This window comes from Vibrio sp. Vb0937, assembly GCF_033338855.1.
This window is the reverse complement of record NZ_JAWOTK010000017.1, coordinates 18,415-38,607: the sequence shown is the minus strand read 5'-3', so window position 1 is coordinate 38,607 and position 20,193 is coordinate 18,415. Positions and strand designations below refer to the sequence as shown.

General features: G+C 45.9%; 18 protein-coding genes. 13 read left to right on the top strand and 5 right to left on the bottom strand.

Translation table 11 applies throughout. The features are described from left to right. Positions 1-54 precede the first annotated feature (54 nt). The 3 genes from pfkA to R7P67_RS17530 all read right to left on the bottom strand — a co-directional run bounded on the left by pfkA (position 55) and on the right by R7P67_RS17530 (position 2,833). Entirely contained in the window at positions 55-1,017 is a 963-nt protein-coding gene (pfkA, locus tag R7P67_RS17540) for a 6-phosphofructokinase (protein WP_005381521.1), read from the bottom strand. A gap of 283 nt (positions 1,018-1,300) precedes the next feature. Further along, entirely contained in the window at positions 1,301-2,209 is a 909-nt protein-coding gene (fieF, locus tag R7P67_RS17535) for a CDF family cation-efflux transporter FieF (RefSeq protein ID WP_025768809.1), read from the bottom strand. 111 nt (positions 2,210-2,320) lie between these two features. Continuing rightward, the gene (locus R7P67_RS17530) at positions 2,321-2,833 is read right to left on the bottom strand and encodes a CpxP family protein (protein ID WP_005386388.1); all 513 of its coding nucleotides are present in this window, start codon (positions 2,831-2,833) and stop codon (positions 2,321-2,323) included. 190 nt (positions 2,834-3,023) lie between these two features. On the opposite strand from R7P67_RS17530, the gene R7P67_RS17525 reads away from it, so the two are divergent. The 4 genes from R7P67_RS17525 (at position 3,024) to trmL (ending at position 6,506) form a co-directional block, all read left to right on the top strand. Then, positions 3,024-3,713, top strand: coding sequence for a response regulator (locus R7P67_RS17525; RefSeq protein ID WP_213886885.1), 690 nt, complete (start codon positions 3,024-3,026; stop codon positions 3,711-3,713). Next, a complete protein-coding gene (gene cpxA / locus R7P67_RS17520) occupies positions 3,713-5,107 on the top strand; it encodes an envelope stress sensor histidine kinase CpxA (RefSeq protein ID WP_005382383.1) in 1,395 nt (464 codons plus the stop codon). The genes R7P67_RS17525 and cpxA overlap by 1 nt, the downstream gene beginning before the upstream one ends. Positions 5,108-5,281: 174 nt before the next feature. Next, positions 5,282-5,890: a superoxide dismutase gene (locus tag R7P67_RS17515; protein WP_033907285.1), complete on the top strand. Its 609-nt coding sequence runs from the start codon at positions 5,282-5,284 to the stop codon at positions 5,888-5,890. Positions 5,891-6,026: 136 nt separating this feature from the next. Beyond that, positions 6,027-6,506 (top strand): tRNA (uridine(34)/cytosine(34)/5-carboxymethylaminomethyluridine(34)-2'-O)-methyltransferase TrmL, encoded by a 480-nt coding sequence (trmL, locus tag R7P67_RS17510; protein WP_025768811.1) that lies wholly within the window; start codon positions 6,027-6,029, stop codon positions 6,504-6,506. A gap of 70 nt (positions 6,507-6,576) precedes the next feature. Here the strand turns inward: trmL and R7P67_RS17505 are convergent, their stop codons facing one another. After that, a complete protein-coding gene (locus tag R7P67_RS17505; RefSeq protein WP_033907286.1) occupies positions 6,577-7,095 on the bottom strand; it encodes an FxsA family protein in 519 nt (172 codons plus the stop codon). A 431-nt stretch (positions 7,096-7,526) separates the two neighbouring features. Between R7P67_RS17505 and aspA the strand changes: the two genes are divergently transcribed. The 4 genes from aspA to R7P67_RS17485 all read left to right on the top strand — a co-directional run bounded on the left by aspA (position 7,527) and on the right by R7P67_RS17485 (position 13,280). Continuing rightward, positions 7,527-8,978, top strand: a complete 1,452-nt coding sequence (gene aspA / locus R7P67_RS17500; protein ID WP_005382379.1) for an aspartate ammonia-lyase — start codon at positions 7,527-7,529, stop codon at positions 8,976-8,978. A 176-nt stretch (positions 8,979-9,154) separates the two neighbouring features. Next, on the top strand, positions 9,155-10,462 hold the full coding sequence (locus tag R7P67_RS17495) for an anaerobic C4-dicarboxylate transporter (protein ID WP_005382378.1): 1,308 nt from the start codon (positions 9,155-9,157) through the stop codon (positions 10,460-10,462). Positions 10,463-10,623: 161 nt separating this feature from the next. Beyond that, entirely contained in the window at positions 10,624-12,456 is a 1,833-nt protein-coding gene (locus R7P67_RS17490) for a protein-disulfide reductase DsbD (protein ID WP_176311192.1), read from the top strand. Between the two features lie 194 nt (positions 12,457-12,650). Beyond that, complete coding sequence (locus R7P67_RS17485; protein ID WP_005382375.1) at positions 12,651-13,280, top strand: response regulator; 630 nt, start codon at positions 12,651-12,653, stop codon at positions 13,278-13,280. Here the strand turns inward: R7P67_RS17485 and R7P67_RS17480 are convergent. Beyond that, complete coding sequence (locus R7P67_RS17480) at positions 13,277-15,028, bottom strand: potassium/proton antiporter (protein WP_005382374.1); 1,752 nt, start codon at positions 15,026-15,028, stop codon at positions 13,277-13,279. The genes R7P67_RS17485 and R7P67_RS17480 overlap by 4 nt on opposite strands. Before the next feature lie 520 nt (positions 15,029-15,548). On the opposite strand from R7P67_RS17480, the gene R7P67_RS17475 reads away from it, so the two are divergent. The 5 genes from R7P67_RS17475 to R7P67_RS17455 all read left to right on the top strand — a co-directional run bounded on the left by R7P67_RS17475 (position 15,549) and on the right by R7P67_RS17455 (position 20,123). Then, the gene (locus R7P67_RS17475; RefSeq protein ID WP_005382373.1) at positions 15,549-15,812 is read left to right on the top strand and encodes a DUF4212 domain-containing protein; all 264 of its coding nucleotides are present in this window, start codon (positions 15,549-15,551) and stop codon (positions 15,810-15,812) included. Between the two features lie 12 nt (positions 15,813-15,824). Then, entirely contained in the window at positions 15,825-17,552 is a 1,728-nt protein-coding gene (locus R7P67_RS17470) for a sodium:solute symporter family protein (protein WP_005382372.1), read from the top strand. A gap of 108 nt (positions 17,553-17,660) precedes the next feature. Continuing rightward, positions 17,661-18,143 carry a hypothetical protein gene (locus R7P67_RS17465; RefSeq protein WP_005382371.1) on the top strand — a complete coding sequence of 161 codons (483 nt, stop codon included), beginning with the start codon at positions 17,661-17,663 and terminating at the stop codon, positions 18,141-18,143. Between the two features lie 199 nt (positions 18,144-18,342). Further along, positions 18,343-18,720: a hypothetical protein gene (locus R7P67_RS17460; protein WP_005382370.1), complete on the top strand. Its 378-nt coding sequence runs from the start codon at positions 18,343-18,345 to the stop codon at positions 18,718-18,720. Between the two features lie 17 nt (positions 18,721-18,737). Then, the gene (locus tag R7P67_RS17455) at positions 18,738-20,123 is read left to right on the top strand and encodes a class II fumarate hydratase (protein WP_262640701.1); all 1,386 of its coding nucleotides are present in this window, start codon (positions 18,738-18,740) and stop codon (positions 20,121-20,123) included. Positions 20,124-20,193 lie beyond the last annotated feature (70 nt).

Genomic DNA, 20,193 nt, shown 5'->3' with positions numbered 1-20,193 from the left:
AATACAAAAAAAACCGCGGAAAGCCGCGGTTTTGTTTATCTATTTCAAGCTTACTTAGAACAGTTCTTCAGCAACTTTGTATAGATCGTTGCGTACTGGACGCTTCATGTTTTCGATTGCGTCGATGATATCGTGGTGAACAAGTTGCTCTTTCACGATACCTACACAACGACCACCATGACCTTCGATCAATAGGTGAACAGCGTAGTTACCCATACGAGATGCTAGTACGCGGTCAAATGCAGTTGGACGACCACCACGTTGGATGTGACCAAGTACTGTTGCACGAGTTTCACGACCTGTCGCGGCTTCGATGTCACGTGCTAGTTCATTAGCATCCATCATTAGCTCAGTAAGCGCGATGATCGCGTGTTTCTTACCTTTAGCGATACCATCTTGGATGTTGCTGATCAGCTTGTCTTTGTCTAAACCAGTTTCCGGAGTGATGATGTATTCACAACCGCCCGCAATTGCAGACATCAGAGTCAAATCACCACAGTGACGGCCCATGATTTCTACAATTGAAATACGTTGGTGAGATGAAGAAGTATCACGTAGACGATCGATTGCATCGATAACGGTGTTTAGTGCACTTAGGTAGCCCACAGTGTAATCCGTACCTGCGATATCGTTGTCGATTGTGCCCGGAAGACCGATACATGGGTAACCCATTTCAGTCAGTTTCTTCGCACCCATGTACGAACCATCACCACCGATTACCACTAGTGCATCGATACCATGTTTTTTAAGGTTCTCAATCGCTTTTTCACGAACTTCCACTTGTTTAAATTCAGGGAAACGTGCAGAACCTAGGAACGTACCACCTTTGTTGATCACATCTGAAACGCTAGAACGATCTAGCTTCTCGATGCGGCCTTCGTATAGGCCTAGGTAGCCGTCGTACACACCGAATACTTCCAATCCTTCGGATAGTGCTGTACGTACTACGCCGCGTATCGCAGCGTTCATACCAGGTGCGTCACCGCCACTTGTTAAAACACCGATCTTCTTAATCATGCTCACCCTCGATCTTTGGCAATCAATTATTTAATTTTCTTTTAGGCCCCTTGTTACCAAGCAACCTGCATAATCCAGAACTGTGCGTTATGTTACATTTCCTCTACAGGATTACCAATGAAAACGCACTTTTTTATGTAACTTTTCTACTTATGTAAGAGTATTACAGTTTCTCTATGAAACTTTGTTGATTCATATCAGGATCACGAATCTTAATAAGTATTGATGGAAAGATAGTCAATAAGTACCTGTTTGTCGTCGGGCACTGATGGATTTTTCAAGCCTACCAATCTTGCGCTTTCTGCTCTTTCTCAGGTCCGAAAACGACAGACAATGGATCTTGATGGATCAGTACGTCCGCATCAGGAAACAGAGCCAATAAATTATCTTCCACTTTATCAGCAATGTAATGCGCCTCAATTAATCGTAAGTTATCGTCTAGCTCTAAATGCAACTGTATAAAGCGCGTCGGTCCGGACATTCGCGTGCGTAACTGATGCACGCCCAATACCCCTTTTACGCTCAAACAAGCTTGGTTAATTTGCTCAAGCTCTTCATCGGGCAACTTTCTATCAAGTAAGGTTTGAATCGCTTCGCTGACCATTTTGAAAGCGCTATAAAGAATGAAGACACCAATACCAATCGCAAACACAGCATCCGCTTGAGTCACTCCAAAATAACTGAGCCCCAGAGCAACCATGATCGCAGCATTCATATACAAGTCAGTCTGATAATGCAGAGAATCCGCCGCTATTGCTTGGCTCCCCGTCACGCGAACCACATGTTTTTGGAACATCACCAAGCCAAGTGTGACCACAATCGCAAACAGCGATACATACACACCTAACTCCGGTGCGTGTAAAGCATGTGGGCGGAAAAATCGGTCAATCCCGTTAAGAATCAAAAATACTGCCGAGCCCGAAATAAACATTGCTTGGGCTAGGGCCGCTAAGGACTCAGCTTTACCATGTCCAAACGTATGTTCGCGGTCTGCCGGTTGTAAGGCGTAACGAACCACCACAAGATTCACAACCGAAGCCGCGATATCTAACATGGAGTCAATCAATGACGCCAATAAGCTCACTGAGCCGGTTACCCACCACGTGATGACTTTTACTATCAGAAGAAGCGTCGCCACAATGGTTGCAGTCCAAGCGGCGGTCGTAACTAAACGTGCGTATTGCTGTTTCATAATCAAAGAGTTAACTAAAACCATACGTTGAGTATATTGAATGACCATGAAATAACCAGATCAAAAAGAGGCAACCAATGGCTGCCTCTTTATATAACATCAATTCATGACTTAATTATTGCGCGACTTTTCCATGCGCTTGTGCATTCTGTCGCCACACTCTTGCATACGTTCATTTTGTAGCTCAACAAATTTCGCTTTCTGCTCAGGTGTTAATACGCTAAGCATTTGGTGCTTTCTTTCTAGCATTTGCACGCGACGTTCCGTTTGGCGCTCAACCATCTCTTTTGCTAATTCGCTAGCTTGAGCTTCATCAAAGTTATCCGCCAGCAAAAGCGATTGTACTTTTGCGTGATGCGCTTGACGCTCAGCCATACGTGCTTCTTTGCCATCAGCGAATTTTGCTTTCATTTCTGCTTTGTTTGCTTCACGCATTTCTTTTAGCTGATCTTTTTGTGCATCAGTCAGGTCTAGTTGACGCATGACACCTCGGTCCATACCCATGCCGCATTCGTCACGAGGACCTTTATGATGGTTTTTACCACCGTAAGCGAATGCGCTTGCGGCGCCAAGAGTAAGAGGTAGAACAACAGCAGCTAACACAAGTTTTTTTGCAGACTTCATAATACGATTCCTTACACAGGTGAGTGGTTCTTCTGAGCTGTTCTCACAGCGCTTGAGTATAGAATACGACCCGCTAGGTAAAGCGACGTATAGGGAGCGTAAAGAATCGTAAAGAGTGATTTTTCTCCTCTTCGTTGCGCATCATTCCAATGTAATATTAGGCTATCGGTAACTTACTATAGGTGCCCCCATGGCAAACATTCTTTTAATCGATGACGATATCGAGCTAACCAGCTTATTAAAAGAAGTACTCAGTTTCGAAGGGTTTGACGTCAGCGAAGCAAATGACGGTGAAGCCGGCTTAGCCGCGCTCAATGATAAGATTGATTTGATTTTGTTGGATGTCATGATGCCAAAACTCAATGGCATGGAAACGCTGAAACGCTTACGTGAAAATTGGGAAACTCCCGTCTTGATGCTGACCGCTAAAGGGGAAGAAATTGATCGCGTGATCGGCTTGGAACTGGGCGCGGATGATTATTTACCAAAACCTTTTAGTGACCGAGAGCTGTTAGCGCGAATCCGCGCGATTTTACGCCGCACTAGCAGCACACAAAAAAATACCAAAAACAGCGATTGCATTGAGTATCAAGAAATCCGCCTCTATCCCGGTAAGCAAGAAGCGTATTGTGAGCAACAGTTACTCGATCTCACAGCAACCGAGTTTGCGCTACTCACCCACTTCGTACAAAACCCAGGACAAGTGCTGACCAAAGAGACACTGAGCTTAGATGTGCTTGGTAAACGACTCGCTGCTTTTGATCGCGCTATCGATATGCATGTCTCGAACTTACGTAAAAAATTACCAGATCAAAGCAATGGCAAGCCGCGAATCAAAACCCTGCGTGGTCGTGGCTACATGCTGCTTGAGGAGGATTAATGCGCCTATCACGCATCAAACTGCCAAACATCAATAGCCTGTATGGACGCATCTTTGCCATTTTTTGGTTCACCATGTTATTAGTATTGATAGCCGTGCTATCACTGCCACATTTGGACCCACGCAAAGCTCGCGATATTCCAGAAGAACACTACAAACGTATGGTAGAAACGCGTGACTCAATCCAACAAAAATACAGCCAGCAAACAGATTTAGGCCGCATACTTTTTCGTATCGAGGGCAACCGTCACGGCAAGCACGACCCTCGCCCACGAGTCTTTTTTTCTGACTACAGCGGTAATGTTCTTACGACAGAAAAACGCAGCAATTTTCAATTGCGTGCCATGCAAAACTTTGTCACCAGTATCGAAGATTACAATAATCCAAAGCAGAAGCTGTATGGTCGATACATGATTGCGGGCCCAATTCCTATTACTTTGGCAGGTTCCGATATCTTGATGTACGTGGGCTTCAAATGGAATGAGCCACCACCTCTACTCCTGCGTCTGTTTGATCACCCATTCCAGCTCTTGCTTGCGGTCATGTTGGTTAGTACACCATTGCTGTTATGGCTTGCTTGGGCTTTGAGTCAGCCTGCACGTCGTCTTGAAGCCGCTGCTCAACGTGTAGCGAAAGGTGAATTTGTCACAGACCCAAATTTAGAAAAAGGTACGGCGGAATTTCGTCAAGCAGGCAGCAGCTTCAACCAGATGGTCGAAGCGGTTAATCAAATGATTTCAGGACAACAACGTTTGCTATCCGATATCTCTCACGAGCTGCGCTCACCTTTAACTCGTCTGCGCATGGCAAGCGCATTAGCGACGCGTAAACAAGGCGAAAGCCCAGAACTGACTCGTATCGATACCGAAGCGCAGCGCTTGGAACAGATGATCAGCGAACTATTAGAGCTTTCTCGCATGCAGGCGAACAGTCATATGACTCGCGAAACACAGCCACTAGAAAGTTTATGGGAAGAAATCATTAAAGATGCGCAGTTTGAAGCAGAGCAAATGGGCAAACAGCTACACTATTCAGAATTACCTAAGCGCAATATTTCCGGTAACCCTAAACTGCTGATGAGTGCGGTGGAAAATATCGTTCGTAACGCCATTTACTACGGAAAAGATGAGGTACAAATCGACATCAAGGCCGATGACGATACGCTTCGTATCACGGTTGACGATAATGGAGAAGGTGTACCAGAAGAGGAACTGGCCGCAATTTTTCGCCCGTTCTATCGCGTTTCCACGGCACGCGATCGCCACTCTGGCGGCACAGGTCTCGGCCTAACCATTACCGAAAGTGCCATTCGCCAGCACAGTGGCACGATCGCAGCCAGCCGAAGTCCTTTAGGCGGATTGCGCATGAGTATCACCTTACCGATCAATTGTTAGTCTCAATTTGATGAACTAACAATAATTCGCACCATATTTCTAGAGTGAGTGATTCACAGCCCCACCCTCACTTTAGAAATTGGTGAGGCTTCTTAGAATACCCTTACAAAGATCAAAGTTGATAATAATTATCGTTAGCATTAAAGTAAATTTTCCAATTAAGGAGGATTTACTATGTCACATACATTTCCCGCTCTGCCTTACCCGTACGATTCACTAGAGCCGTACATCGACGCGAAAACCATGGAAGTGCATTACAGCAAACACCACAAGACGTACTTTGATAAGTTTGTAAATGCCGTTGAAGGGAGCGAGCTCGAAACTCAGTCATTAGACGAGATCTTTGACAATATCTCTAAGCTCAGTCCAGCAGTACGTAATAATGGTGGCGGCTATTACAACCACATCATTTATTGGAATTGCATGTCACCAAACGGTGGCGGAGAGCCTCAAGGCGCGCTTGCTCAAGCAATTAACGATAAATTTGGTAGCTTTGCGCAATTTAAAGAGGCGTTTGCCCAAGCTGCCATCAATACCTTTGGGTCTGGCTTTGCATGGCTGATCGTAAAAGATGGTGAGATTCACATTACGTCCACCAGCAATCAAGATAACCCTCTGATGGACGTAGTGGATGTACGCGGTGAACCAATCCTCGCATTAGACGTGTGGGAGCACGCGTATTACATCTGTTACCAAAACCGTCGCCCAGAATATATTGATGCGTGGTGGAACGTCGTCAACTGGCGGGCAGTTGAAGAAAACTATGCTCACGCTCTCTTATAAAGAACATCGCTACTTACGGTATTAACATCCGCGCTAATGCCTGCTTTCATACCCAGGTCAATCTTGCTGAATCTCGCATATCTCGGTGACTTGGGTATATACTGCCCCTCTCTTTGACCAACTCTATTTCAATACCATGTTTGATATCGCTTTATACGAACCAGAAATCGCGCCGAACACCGGCAACATCATTCGACTATGCGCCAACTGCGGTGCAAACCTTCACTTAATTGAACCTCTGGGTTTCGATCTTGAAGAGAAAAAAGTCCGCCGCGCTGGTTTGGATTACCATGATTTAGCTCGCGTAACGCGTCATAAAAACTATCAAGCGTTCTTAGAATATTTAGAGAAAGAGAAGCAAGGTAACTACCGATTGTTTGCCTGCACCACCAAAACCACAGGCCACCACGTTGATGCACAATACCAAACGGGTGATGTTTTGATGTTTGGTCCAGAAACTCGTGGTTTGCCTGCTGAAATCATCGATAGCTTGCCAATGGAGCAGCGTATTCGCATTCCAATGATGCCAGATGCGCGCAGCCTAAACCTTTCGAATGCCGTTGCGATCATTGCTTTTGAAGCATGGCGTCAAATGGGCTTTGAAGGCGCATTGTAAGCAGCACGAATTCCAAATACAGAAAAGGGCGCTTGGTGCGCCCTTTTGTTTTCTTTACTGACTAACTCAATCAGTTGAGCTTGTTGCGATCATCATCGTCTTTACGCTCGTATTCCCCTTCGAAGGTATTGCCATTATCTGACTGGGAATCAAATGGGTCACGACGGAACGGGTCTTGCTCAAATGGCCCCTGGTTAGAGAAACCACCTTGGAAGCCACCGCCATGCATGGTTTTCACCACCATTTTGCTCATCAAGTATTTAGCTATCGCGGCGCGTGGCGCAGGAAGCAACACCAACATACCAAGGGCATCGGTCATAAAGCCAGGGGTTAACAGTAGCACGCCAGCCACAGCGAGCATTACGCCTTCAAAAATTTGCTGGGCTGGAATTTCACCTTGTTCAAGACGCCCCTGTACTGACATCAGTGTTTGGATACCTTGGCTACGAACCAACGATGCACCGACAAATGCCGTGATTAAGACTAGTGCAATGGTCGGCCATAAACCTAAAAAGCCGCCCACCTGAATAAATAAGCCGATTTCAATGATCGGAACAAAAATAAACGCTAATAATAAGATAGGAAACACACGCCCTCCTTTGTTTAATTCAGTGTAATGGTAAAAGCAGACTAAGCTCAAACGAATCGTTGTAAAAAAGCGTGTTCATACTGGTCTCCTTCTCTTTTAGACAAAGTAGCAGGAGCACGTTTCATTCAATTGCATACCGATTTTTTCGTGCTTTTAAAGTGCTAATTTCGAACTCTAAAAACTCATGTTTGTCGAGGAAAATCGAGTACCCATAAAGGGTTATTAATAACCCGTTCATACTTTGCAAATTATTGACTCATGAAAAACGAAAAAGGTGATCTAGTTACTATTTTTATGCGCTAGGTGCAGTATCATGTGCCACATAAGTCAGGACGGATTTTCCAGCCAAAAATTCTGATGAATGGATTCTAGATTGCAGAAATGGCTAATAAATAACTTTATTATCAGAATTATCATCTAAGGATCCTGCTATGGCTACCCTATCTGATGCTCCAAAAACAGCAAACCCAGCCACTCGTATTGAAGAAGATCTATTAGGTCAACGTCATGTCCCTGCAGATGCGTACTACGGTATTCATACGCTACGTGCGATCGAGAACTTCAACATCTCCAATATGACCATCTCTGACGTACCAGAATTTGTACGCGGCATGGTAATGACCAAAAAAGCAGCAGCGTTAGCAAACAAAGAACTTGGCGCTATTCCAAAAGACGTTGCAAACTACATCATCGAAGCGTGTGATTTGATCCTAGAAACTGGCAAGTGTATGGATCAGTTCCCATCAGACGTATTCCAAGGCGGTGCAGGCACTTCAGTTAACATGAACACGAACGAAGTGATCGCAAACGTTGCGCTTGAGTTGATGGGTAAAGAGAAAGGCCAATACGAATTTGTTAACCCAAATGACCATGTAAACAAGAGCCAATCAACCAACTGTGCGTACCCAACAGGTTTCCGTATTGCGGTATACAACAGCGTACATAAGCTAATGGAAGCAATTGAGTACCTAAAAGGCGCATTCGAACTTAAAGCCGTTGAGTTTAAAGATGTACTGAAAATGGGCCGTACTCAGCTTCAAGACGCAGTACCAATGACAGTAGGTCAAGAGTTCCATGCGTGGGCGGTAACACTAAACGAAGAGATTCGTGCTCTAGATTACACATCTAAACTCCTCCTAGAAATCAACCTAGGCGCAACCGCAATCGGTACTGGTCTAAATACACCAACTGGCTACCAAGCACTTGCAGTAAAACACCTAGCGGAAGTAACAGGCCTTGACGTTGTTGCAGCAGAAGACCTTATCGAAGCAACGTCTGACTGTGGTGCATACGTAATGACTCACGGCGCGCTAAAACGCCTAGCAGTGAAACTATCGAAGATCTGTAACGACCTTCGTCTACTTTCTTCTGGTCCTCGTGCGGGTCTAAATGAATTGAACCTACCTGAAATGCAAGCAGGCTCTTCAATCATGCCAGCTAAAGTAAACCCAGTTATCCCAGAAGTAGTAAACCAAGTTTGCTTCAAAGTTCTCGGTAACGACAACACGGTTTCTTTCGCAGCAGAAGGCGGTCAGCTACAGCTAAACGTAATGGAACCTGTGATCGCACAAAGTGTGTTTGAGTCTATCTCTCTACTACACAACGCGTGTGTGAACCTACGCGATAAATGTATCGACGGCATCACTGTGAACAAAGAAGTTTGCGAAAACTACGTTTACAACTCTATCGGTATCGTCACTTACCTAAACCCATACATCGGCCACCACGAAGGTGACATCGTAGGTAAGATTTGTGCAGAAACTGGTAAGAGTGTTCGTGAAGTCGTGCTAGAGCGCGGTCTGCTTACAGCAGAGGAGCTTGATGAAATCTTGTCAGTAGAAAACTTCATGCATCCTACTTACAAAGCAAAACGTTACGAGTAATAACGAATCCGAAGGGGGCCACTCAGGCCCCTTTTTTAGGCTCTCATACGGTTAACCACATTTTTTATATGCTTTTATTGCCGCTAAGCCACTAGGTTCTCATTCTCTGAGCATTTACTCCTGTTCCTGAGTGTTCAAAAAATCAGAATCAAATAAAAAACTAAAGAGGTATCAATATGGTCATGGTCGAACTCTTCGTGGTTCTGCTCTTCATCTATTTGGGGGCAAGAATCGGTGGTATCGGCATTGGTTTTGCCGGTGGTGCTGGGGTCATTGCGTTGTCTTTGATCTTGGGCGTACCAACAAGCCAAGCTTACATTCCCGTTGACGTAATTTTGATCATCATGTCTGTAATCACCGCTATCGCAGCAATGCAAGTAGCTGGTGGTTTAGACTGGATGGTGCAAGTTGCTGAAAACTTTTTGCGCAAGCATCCTGAGCGCATCACCTTTTATGCGCCTATCGTAACTTACCTAATGACATTAATGGCGGGTACTGGCCACACGGCATTCTCTACTTTGCCAGTGATTGCAGAAGTAGCGAAAGGCCAAGGCGTGCGCCCTTCTCGTCCACTGTCTATCGCGGTCGTAGCATCGCAAATCGCTATCACCGCATCACCAATCTCAGCGGCTGTTGTAGCGTTCGCGGCAATGCTGCACCCATTTGGCGTTGACTACCTAACACTACTAGCAATCTGTATCCCAACGACGTTCATCGCGTGCATGATCGGTGCGTTCGTGGCGAACTTCATGGGCTGTGAGCTAAAAGACGATGCTGAATACCAAGAGCGTCTAGAAAAAGGCTTAATCAAGCTAAATACAGAAGCAAAACGCGAAATCCTACCAACAGCGAAGAAAGCAACATTCATCTTCCTAGGCGCAATCGCATTTGTCGTGTGTTACGCAGCAGCAATTTCTGGCTCTGTTGGCCTTATCGAGAACCCTGCTCTAGGTCGTAACGAAGCTATCATGACGGTAATGCTAGCAGCTGCGGCAGCTATCGTAATGAGCTGTAAAATCGATGCTGGCAAAATCCCAGCCGCAGCAACATTCCGCTCTGGTATGACAGCGTGTGTGTGTGTTCTTGGTGTGGCATGGCTAGGTTCTACGTTCGTTAACGCGCACGTTGACGGCATCAAAGAAGTGGCTGGTGCGCTACTAGCAGACTACCCATGGATGCTAGCACTTGTTCTATTCTTCGCTTCAATGCTGCTTTACTCGCAAGGTGCAACTACTGTTGCGCTGATGCCAGCAGCACTAGCAATCGGTGTGGCACCACTTACCGCAGTTGCATCTTTCGCAGCAGTAAGTGCGCTATTCGTACTGCCAACTTACCCAACGCTACTTGCCGCGGTTGAGATGGATGACACGGGTTCAACTCGTATCGGTAAGTACGTATTCAACCACCCATTCTTTGTACCTGGTGTGGTAACCATCGCTTCTGCGGTAGCACTTGGCTTCGCATTCGGTGGTCTACTGATCTAGTAGAAACAGAGTCTTACTCGGGGAGCTTCGGCTCCCTTTTTTATTGCCTGTTGTCTTGATTTATGCTCAATAAATCTTCATTTTCATGAAACTTATTGACTCGCCTCCGGGTCTGATTGAGTTACACTAACGGCAATTATCTAAGATGAATTGACTCTTTTATGCGCGCATTACTTTCCGTTTTACTCTTAGGGCTCATTACCTTTTCCACTCCGTCTTTAGCTTTATTTGGCAAAGACCAGTTTAACAGTAGTCAGAACAACAGTTTTGGTACCAGCAGCGACAGTTTTGTTCCTGTTGATCAGGCGTTTCCATTTAACTTCTACCAGCAAGATGACAAATTGATGCTCGATTGGCAGGTACGTGACGGGTACTACCTATATCAAGAGCGCTTGTCTGTAGCTGGTGAGAAAGTATCGCTAGGCGAACTGCAAATGGAAGACGGCACACCGCATAAAGATGAATTCTTTGGTGACGTGCATATCTATACTCAACCTCTCTTCGTTAATGTACCAATGCATGATTGGCAAGACGGTGCTCGCGTAGTCGTGCAATACCAAGGTTGTGCGAAAGCAGGTTTCTGTTACCCGCCAGAAACTCGCGTGATTCCTATCAACGCGTTTACTTCGTCGAACTCAGATTCAACAACGGCGACAACTGCATCAAAAGCAGAACAGGCACCAACAGCAACGCCACCAGCGGCGCAATCATCTACGTCTGATGACACATCATCAGCGCCAGTAACACAGCAAGATAGCCTTGCAGCCAACCTTGCTGATAACTGGTGGACACCACTTCTGTTCTTGGCGCTTGGTGTGGGCTTGGCGTTTACACCTTGTGTGCTGCCGATGTACCCAATTCTGACCAGCATCGTGCTTGGCAGTGGCAAACTGAGTCAGCGCCGTGCGCTAGGCTTGTCGTTTGTCTATGTACAAGGCATGGCGCTGACTTACACCCTACTCGGCCTTGTGGTGGCATCTGCAGGTATGCAGTTCCAAGCGGCAATGCAACACCCTTATGTGCTGATTGGCTTGAGCGTACTGTTCATCGCACTCGCTTTGTCTATGTTTGGTCTGTACTCATTACAGCTACCAAGCAGCGTTCAAACGTGGTTAAACAACCTCAGCAACAAACAGCAAGGCGGCAGCAGTGCTGGCGTGTTTGCAATGGGGGCAATATCTGGCTTGGTGTGCTCACCATGTACCACGGCACCTCTATCTGGTGCGCTACTTTACGTAGCACAAAGTGGCGACTTACTCACCGGTGGGGTCGCCCTTTACGCGCTAGCGATGGGCATGGGTATTCCGCTGATCCTTGTAGCGGTATTTGGCAACAAGTTGCTACCAAAAGCCGGCGGTTGGATGGACCGCGTGAAAACGCTGTTCGGCTTTATTCTGCTTGCCGCACCTATCTTCTTACTAGAACGCATCATGCCAGAAATGTGGTCAACGATTCTGTGGTCAGCATTGGGTATTGCTGCTTTTGGTTGGCTATACCACATCAAAAACAGTCTAGAGTTTGGTGGCTGGAAACAAAGTGCCGTGGGCATAATCGCCGTCTTAGGTTTGCTAGCCGCAGCACAACCTATCTTAAATTACTGGTTTGGCAACAGCACAACACAAACTCAGCAAGCCACTGTTAGCTTTACTCGCATTGCTAACGTGGCGGAGCTTGAAGAACAACTGGCACTTGCGAAAGCGGCAGGTAAACCCGTCATGCTCGATTTCTACGCCGATTGGTGTGTAGCATGTAAAGAGTTTGAAAAGTACACCTTCCATGACCCAAGCGTCGAAGCAAAACTGCAAGACTTCGTTCTTCTGCAAGCGGACGTGACCAAAAACCAAGTGCAAGACATCGAACTACTGAAGCACATGAATGTACTTGGTTTACCAACAATTGAGTTTTGGGATGCCAGTGGCGAACACGTTTCAAACGCTCGTTTGACGGGCTTTATGCAAGCTGAGCCTTTCTTAGAGCATATCAAGCAGTTCTGATAACCAGATATTCAAACGCCAGTGATGTCCACTGGCGTTTTTTATTGCTCAGATTTGAATAAGAACATTGCGTTTATATGCAATTTTCCTAATAAAAGTCGATTTGGTTCAGACTTTTAGCGAATAAATATTGTCCACTCTCTCAAAGCTGGACAATAATAAATTTAACGAAATAGTCAAAAGTGTTTAACGTCATGGATTCGACCTACACCATCATTATTGCAGATGATCACCCACTCTTCCGGAATGCCTTGTTTCAATCTATCCACATGGCTATTAGTGGTGCAAATTTGCTGGAAGCGGACTCACTCGACGCACTTCTGGCTTTGTTGGAGCGAGAGGAAGAGCCAGATTTAGTGCTATTGGACCTCAAAATGCCAGGAGCAAATGGTATGTCTGGCTTGATTCATTTGCGAGCAGAGCATCCAGATTTACCTATCGTCGTCGTTTCAGCGAGTGAAGAGCCGGCGATCGTGACGCAGGTGAAAAGCCATGGTGCATTTGGTTTTATTCCCAAGTCCAGCGACATGCGCGAATTAGTGAACGCACTCAATCAAGTGCTGAATGGCGACCCATATTTCCCTGAAGGGCTGATCACCAATAACGCGGCATGTAATGACTTAGCGGAAAAGATTGCTGCGCTAACACCACAGCAATATAAAGTGTTGGGAATGTTGTCCGATGGCTTGCTGAACAAGCAAATCGCTTACGAATTGAATGTTTCAGAAGCCACCATAAAAGCGCACATGACAGCGATTTTCCGTAAGCTCGGTGTAAAGAACCGCACGCAAGCCGTGATTATGCTGACGGAAATGAGCGACTAGATTGACGTCTTATCGTCAGACTTACTTTTTTCGTTTGGCAATCGGATACCGACTTTAGTGACCTGCTGATCAACAACATCAGCGACGATCCAATGCAAACCTTGCCACTCGAAATGGTCTCCCAATACTGGCGTGCTACCTAATTGCTCTTCGACAAGGTTTCTCAAACTTTTATCCAGCGGTTCATCCCCCAGATTCAAACCATACATCACGGCAATATCGGCAAGCTTCACTTCAATATCGAGGAAGAAGTCACCGAAGAATCGCGCTAGCGACGCTTTCTCTGGGGCTTCACTAAACAGTAAGCTCAGTGCATCTAAATCTTTTTCTTGTGCTAATACACACAAGGTATCATCTTCCTCAAGACGCGTACTGCCGGATGGGTGCAATAGCTCTTTACTGCGAAATACAGCGGCGATACGCGTTCCTTCCGGCATCGAAAGACTACGTAATGGCTCACCAATGCACCATTTATCTGCTTTAAGTCTATAGATAAACAGCTCCCACTCACTGGTCGGGTAAATCTCTACACCCGTACGCGAAATTGGCTCAGGCTTAGAAGGTAGCTCGACCTTTGCAAGAGACATCGCCTTAGTCAACGTGCCCCCTTGTACTATCAAAGACACCATTACTACAAAGAATGCCAAATTGAAGTACAGTTGAGCATCTGGCAATCCTGCCATCATTGGAAATACCGCGAGGATGATAGGTACAGCGCCACGCAATCCTACCCAAGAGACAAACCACTTTTCACGTGGCGTGAAACTCTTGAATGGCAGTAAACCAATCCAAACTGAGATTGGTCGGGCAAACAAAATCATCCCGAAGGCAAGCGCAAGACCTGGCAACGCAATAGAGAGTAAATTAGATGGTGTAACCAACAAGCCAAGCACCAAAAACATACCAATTTGAGCTAGCCACGTCATACCATCTAAAACATGAAGAATAGAGTGTCGGCTGCGTGTTGGACGGTTACCTAATAAAAGACCAACGAGGTAAATCGACAAAATACCACTGCCACCCAAAGTGTTAGATAAAGCAAAAATAAGCAAGCCACCACTGACCGTTAAAATAGAATACAGCCCATCTGGTAATTGATTGCGATTGATAACTTTCCATAAGATCCAGCCACCAGCGAAGCCAAGTAACGCGCCGATACCAAACTGCTTAAGAAAACTGAACGCCAAAAAGCCCGCACTTAAATCTGCGCCAGGGTTCGCTAAAATAGCAATCAGAGTTACGGTCAGAAACACCGCCATTGGGTCATTGGTGCCGGATTCAATTTCCAGCGTTGAACCAACACGTTCGTTCAGGCTACGACCTTTGAGTAGAGAGAAGACCGCGGCAGCATCGGTGGAACCAACAATCGCACCAACCAATATGCCTTGCAATAAATCTAAGTCGAATAACCACGTTGCCATCAGCCCGGTTAAAATGGTGGTGATCGCAACGCCAAATGTCGCCAAAGAGACCGAGGGCCATAACGCAACCCTAAAGCTGGCGACCCGCGTTCTCATCCCACCATCAAGCAAAATGATGGCTAATGCGAGGTTACTAACCAAATAAGCGATCGAAAAGTTATCGAATAAAATGCCGCCTAAGCCGTCTTCCCCCGCTAGCATTCCAACGGCTAAAAATACCAAAAGAATTGGGATTCCCAACTTAGAAGACACTGGGCTTAAAAGAACGCTAAGTGCGATTAACAACGCACCTATTAGAAAAAAACTGTTAATGGTGTCTGCGTCCATTCTCACCCTCCCTTAATGAAAAACGATAATAATTGTGATGAGCAAGGCTACTTCGTTAATGAGGTAATGCCCTAATCTGCCTCCCCTTTACACCGTCTCAAAATGCGAGGTTGTACGAGAATGACTCAGTTATATTACTTTATTGTGCGTTAAAACGGTGATTTGATGCGAAAACTTTATGTAAATAAATTACTTGTGAGCTTTCTTATCTACGCCTTCTCTCTTTAAGAGCCACAAGATCACCACCAATACTTACACAGCATCTCCAAGTTCAATGAAGAAAAGATTAATGGCCCGTCTTAATCATGCCTGTTTATCCAATCAACCTTTAGACCTTTGGCTAACTTAACAGTTTATTAACATAACGTTTTACCCCTTTGTTCGCTGCAAAAGCCCATAATATGGGGGTTCTTCATTTTTAACACCCCGACTAAAGTTGAAAAGAGTTATTGCCAACACCTTGCTAATGTACATACTGAAACATTTCATTAACAACAATACCAATCGTAAGGAGACGGCAATGGCATTTGAAAGCGAAGAAAGAGCCAAAGCCTATTGGGACAAAAACGTGAAGCTCATGATCGGCCTAATGGTCATCTGGTTCGTCGTGTCTTTCGGCTGCGGCATTTTATTTGTCGACGTACTAAATCAATTTCAACTAGGCGGTTACAAACTCGGTTTCTGGTTTGCTCAACAAGGCTCCATCTATGCCTTCCTAGGAATTATTTTCTATTACGCATGGAAGATGCGCCAAATTGACCGTGAATTCGGCGTGGACGAATAAGGAGTCACTCAGATGGATTTGAAAACTATTACCTACCTGGTCGTTGGCGCCACGTTCATCCTGTACATCGGGATTGCTATTTGGGCTCGCGCCGGCTCAACCAAAGAGTTTTATGTTGCTGGTGGCGGTGTAAACCCGATTGCAAACGGTATGGCAACCGCAGCCGATTGGATGTCCGCAGCGTCGTTTATCTCAATGGCAGGCTTAATTGCCTTCATGGGCTATGGCGGCTCAGTATTTCTAATGGGTTGGACTGGTGGTTACGTTCTGCTTGCGCTGTTGCTAGCACCTTACCTACGCAAATTTGGGAAGTTTACGGTGCCAGAGTTTGTTGGTGAACGCTTTTACTCCAATACCGCACGTATCGTAGCGGTTGTTTGTCTTATCATCGCATCAGTGACTTATGTTATCGGTCAGATGAAAGGCGTAGGTGTTGCGTTTGGTCGCTTCTTAGAAGTGGACTACTCCACTGGCCTATTAATTGGTATGTGTATCGTTTTCATGTACGCGGTTCTTGGCGGCATGAAAGGCATCACTTACACGCAGATTGCTCAATATTGCGTACTCATTCTTGCTTACACTATCCCTGCAATCTTTATCTCTCTGCAACTCACTGGTAACCCAATCCCACAAATTGGTCTGGGGAGTACCATGGCTGGTACCGATGTCTATCTACTCGATCGGCTTGACCAAGTTGTGACCGAACTCGGATTCAGTGAATACACGACCCAAGTACGTGGCGACACACTTAATATGTTTGTCTACACCATGTCACTGATGATTGGTACAGCCGGTCTACCACACGTAATTATCCGTTTCTTTACCGTGCCGAAGGTTCGCGACGCACGTACATCAGCAGGCTGGGCTCTGATCTTCATCGCAATCCTTTACACTACAGCACCAGCGGTATCAGCGATGGCTCGTCTCAACCTAATGAATACGGTAAATCCAGCTCCGGGTCAGCACCTAGCGTATGACGAGCGTCCTGCGTGGTTCAAAAACTGGGAAACAACTGGACTACTCGGTTTTGACGATAAAAATGGCGATGGCAATATCCAATACACTTCAGATGCGTCCACCAACGAACTGCGCGTTGATAACGACATCATGGTATTGGCTAACCCAGAGATCGCTAAACTACCAAACTGGGTGATTGCACTTGTGGCAGCAGGTGGTCTTGCAGCTGCACTATCTACCGCAGCAGGTTTACTACTCGCCATTTCTTCAGCTATTTCCCATGACTTAATCAAAGGGGTTATCAATCCGAACATATCCGAGAAAAAAGAGCTACTTGCTAGTCGAATATCAATGGCAGTAGCGATAGCAGCCGCAGGCTATCTCGGTCTAAATCCGCCTGGATTTGCCGCAGGTACGGTAGCACTCGCCTTTGGTCTTGCCGCTTCATCCATCTTCCCTGCATTGATGATGGGCATCTTCAGCAAGAGCATCAACAAAGAAGGCGCAATCGCCGGTATGATTGCAGGTATCAGTATTACGCTGTTCTACGTATTCCAACACAAAGGCATCCTTTTCGTTGCTGATTGGAAATATCTAGAAAGCTGGGGAACAAACTGGTTCCTGGGTATTGAGCCAAACGCGTTTGGTGCTATCGGCGCACTATTTAACTTCATTGTTGCATTCGCTGTATCCAAAGTAACTGCAGAAACGCCACAAGAAGTAAAAGACCTAGTCGAACACGTTCGCGTACCAGTAGGTGCTGGTAGCGCAGTGGATCACTAAAAACTAATCAAAACCACAAAAGCCCCGTTTGGAACCAGCCGTCCGGGGCTTTTTTATTCTCACTTTTCAGTTACCATATTCGCAGTATGTCGTTGCAAGGAAGCCAAGATGTTCAAAAACAAGCACTTTATTCTCGCTCTACTGATTGCGCCAGTTCTCTCTTTGATCGCTTACTTCGGTACCGATATGGCCCTCAGCGAGAAGCCCCACGCGGCGCAAGAAGGAGAAACTTACAAACTCGCGAGTAAGTCTAATTGTCGTTACACCAGTGGTCTTTGTGATATGGAAAATGGCGATTTTAAAGTGAAATTTCGCTCGGAAAAACTCACTAAAAATAACTTAGAATTGTCACTCAACGCCGCTTACCCACTCGAAGGGGTTAAAGTTTCTATTGTGAGTGACAAAGAGAAAAACGCTCAACCGATTGATATGAAGCCCGCCGATCAAGCAGGCCAAAGCTGGTACATCACCTTACCAAAGCCTGCATCTGCAGAAAGCTGGTTAAGAGTCGTCATTCAATCAGGCGGCACACTGTATTATGGTGAAACACAAACCGCATTTGTGAAGTACGAAACCTTATTTACTGAATAACGGCGACAAGCTAATTCACCGGTATTCAAACGACAGTGACTTAGTTTCACTCAGCATAAATGAATTCCTACTCAGCCGACGCCTTTGCGTCGGCTTTTGTTTCCGTAAGTCTTTCTTCAACAACCTCTTACTCTAAAAAGGGTTGCCAACTCACAAGTTAATTGATAATAATTATCATTACATTTAATGAGAGGTGGTTATGGACAACAAACGGGACATCTTTAACGCATTTTTTAAAGCCCAAGATAGATTCCTTCTCGCCGCACCACATGGCTTTGAGCCAGACGTGATTCATGACTATATTCATTGGGGAATGGTGTTGTCTTCTTGTTATGAACACGATGCCGATGAAGAAAATCTATTGTTGTGTGAGCTGTTTTTACGTCAGGTTTATTTCCATTTACTAGACGCAATTCAAGACTCAACTCGCAGTCGTATCTTCCGTCGTGTCTGTCTCGATTCTATCCATACGCCATTATTCTGCCTCAAACGCTATTACTACCAGTTTGAACAAGGCGACGTGAAATTTCTCGCACTACAACAACAATTACGCCTGATTCAAATCTCACTCGATTAACCAAAAGGATCCCTACCATGAGCACCGAATTCCGCATAGAAACTGACAGTATGGGCGAAGTAACGGTCCCTGCAGATGCTCTCTACCAAGCTCAGACTCAACGCGCCGTCGATAACTTCTCATTCAGTCAACATAAAATGCCATCTGGTTTTATCAAAGCGTTAGCACACATCAAGCAGACTGCGGCACTCACCAACGCACAGCTAGGGCTGCTTGAAGGAGATATTGCCAACGCGATTGCTGACGCAGCTCAAGCAATTATCGAAGGCAATCATATTGAGCAATTCCCAATTGACGTGTTTCAAACGGGATCAGGCACTAGCTCAAATATGAATGCGAATGAAGTGATTGCAACACTGGCCTCCCAGCATCTAGGCGGCACTGTCAGCCCTAATGATCACGTCAACATGGGGCAAAGCAGTAACGATGTGGTACCAACGGCCATTCAAGTTAGCGCAGCATTAGCCATCGAAAACCAGCTCTTCCCGGCACTGTCACACCTCAGCCAAACACTAGAGTCTAAGCAGCGAGCATTGAAAAATGTTGTAAAAACCGGTCGCACCCACTTAATGGACGCGATGCCAATTACCTTTGCTCAAGAACTTGGCGGTTGGCAGTTCCAAATCGAGCATGCAAAACAAGCGATTGAACAAGCTCTTCCTGCTGTAAAAGCCTTAGCCCAAGGTGGTACGGCAGTTGGAACGGGGATCAATGCCGATCCACGCTTTGCAGACTTATTCGCTAGCAACCTAACCCAGTCAACTCGTATTCAGTTCACGGCCAGTGATAACTTCTTTTTCAATTTAAGCAGTCAAGATGCGATCGTCGCTCTGTCGGGACAGCTCAAAACAGCAGCAGTTGCGATCATGAAGATCGCAAACGATCTTCGTTGGATGAATTCAGGCCCATTGGCTGGTTTAGGTGAGATTGAATTACAAGGCTTGCAACCGGGTTCTTCCATCATGCCTGGCAAAGTAAATCCTGTGATCCCAGAAGCCGCAGCTATGGCATCAGCGCAAGTCATTGGTAATGACACCACCATAACCGTCGCAGGCCAAGCGGGCAACTTCCAGCTTAACGTCATGCTGCCAGTTATTGCTCATAACGTATTGGAGAGCATCGATTTACTCTCTAACAGCGCAACCGCTTTAGCTGACAAAGCCATTGCGACGTTTGAAGTTCGCCAAGATAACTTGGATGTTGCACTCGCCAAAAACCCAATTTTGGTCACGGCTCTCAACCCGGTCATTGGTTACCTAAAAGCGGCAGAAGTCGCGAAAAAAGCCTACAAACAGGGACGCGCGATTATTGATGTCGCGGAAGAAGAAACTGATTTGGATAGAGCCACACTAGAGCGATTGCTTAATCCAGCCAAACTGACCCAAGGCGGCGTCGCAGAATAAACGGCAAACTCAGCCTATCAACTAAGATTACAAACATCGAGACCTCCATTCGGAGGTCTCTTTTTATAGC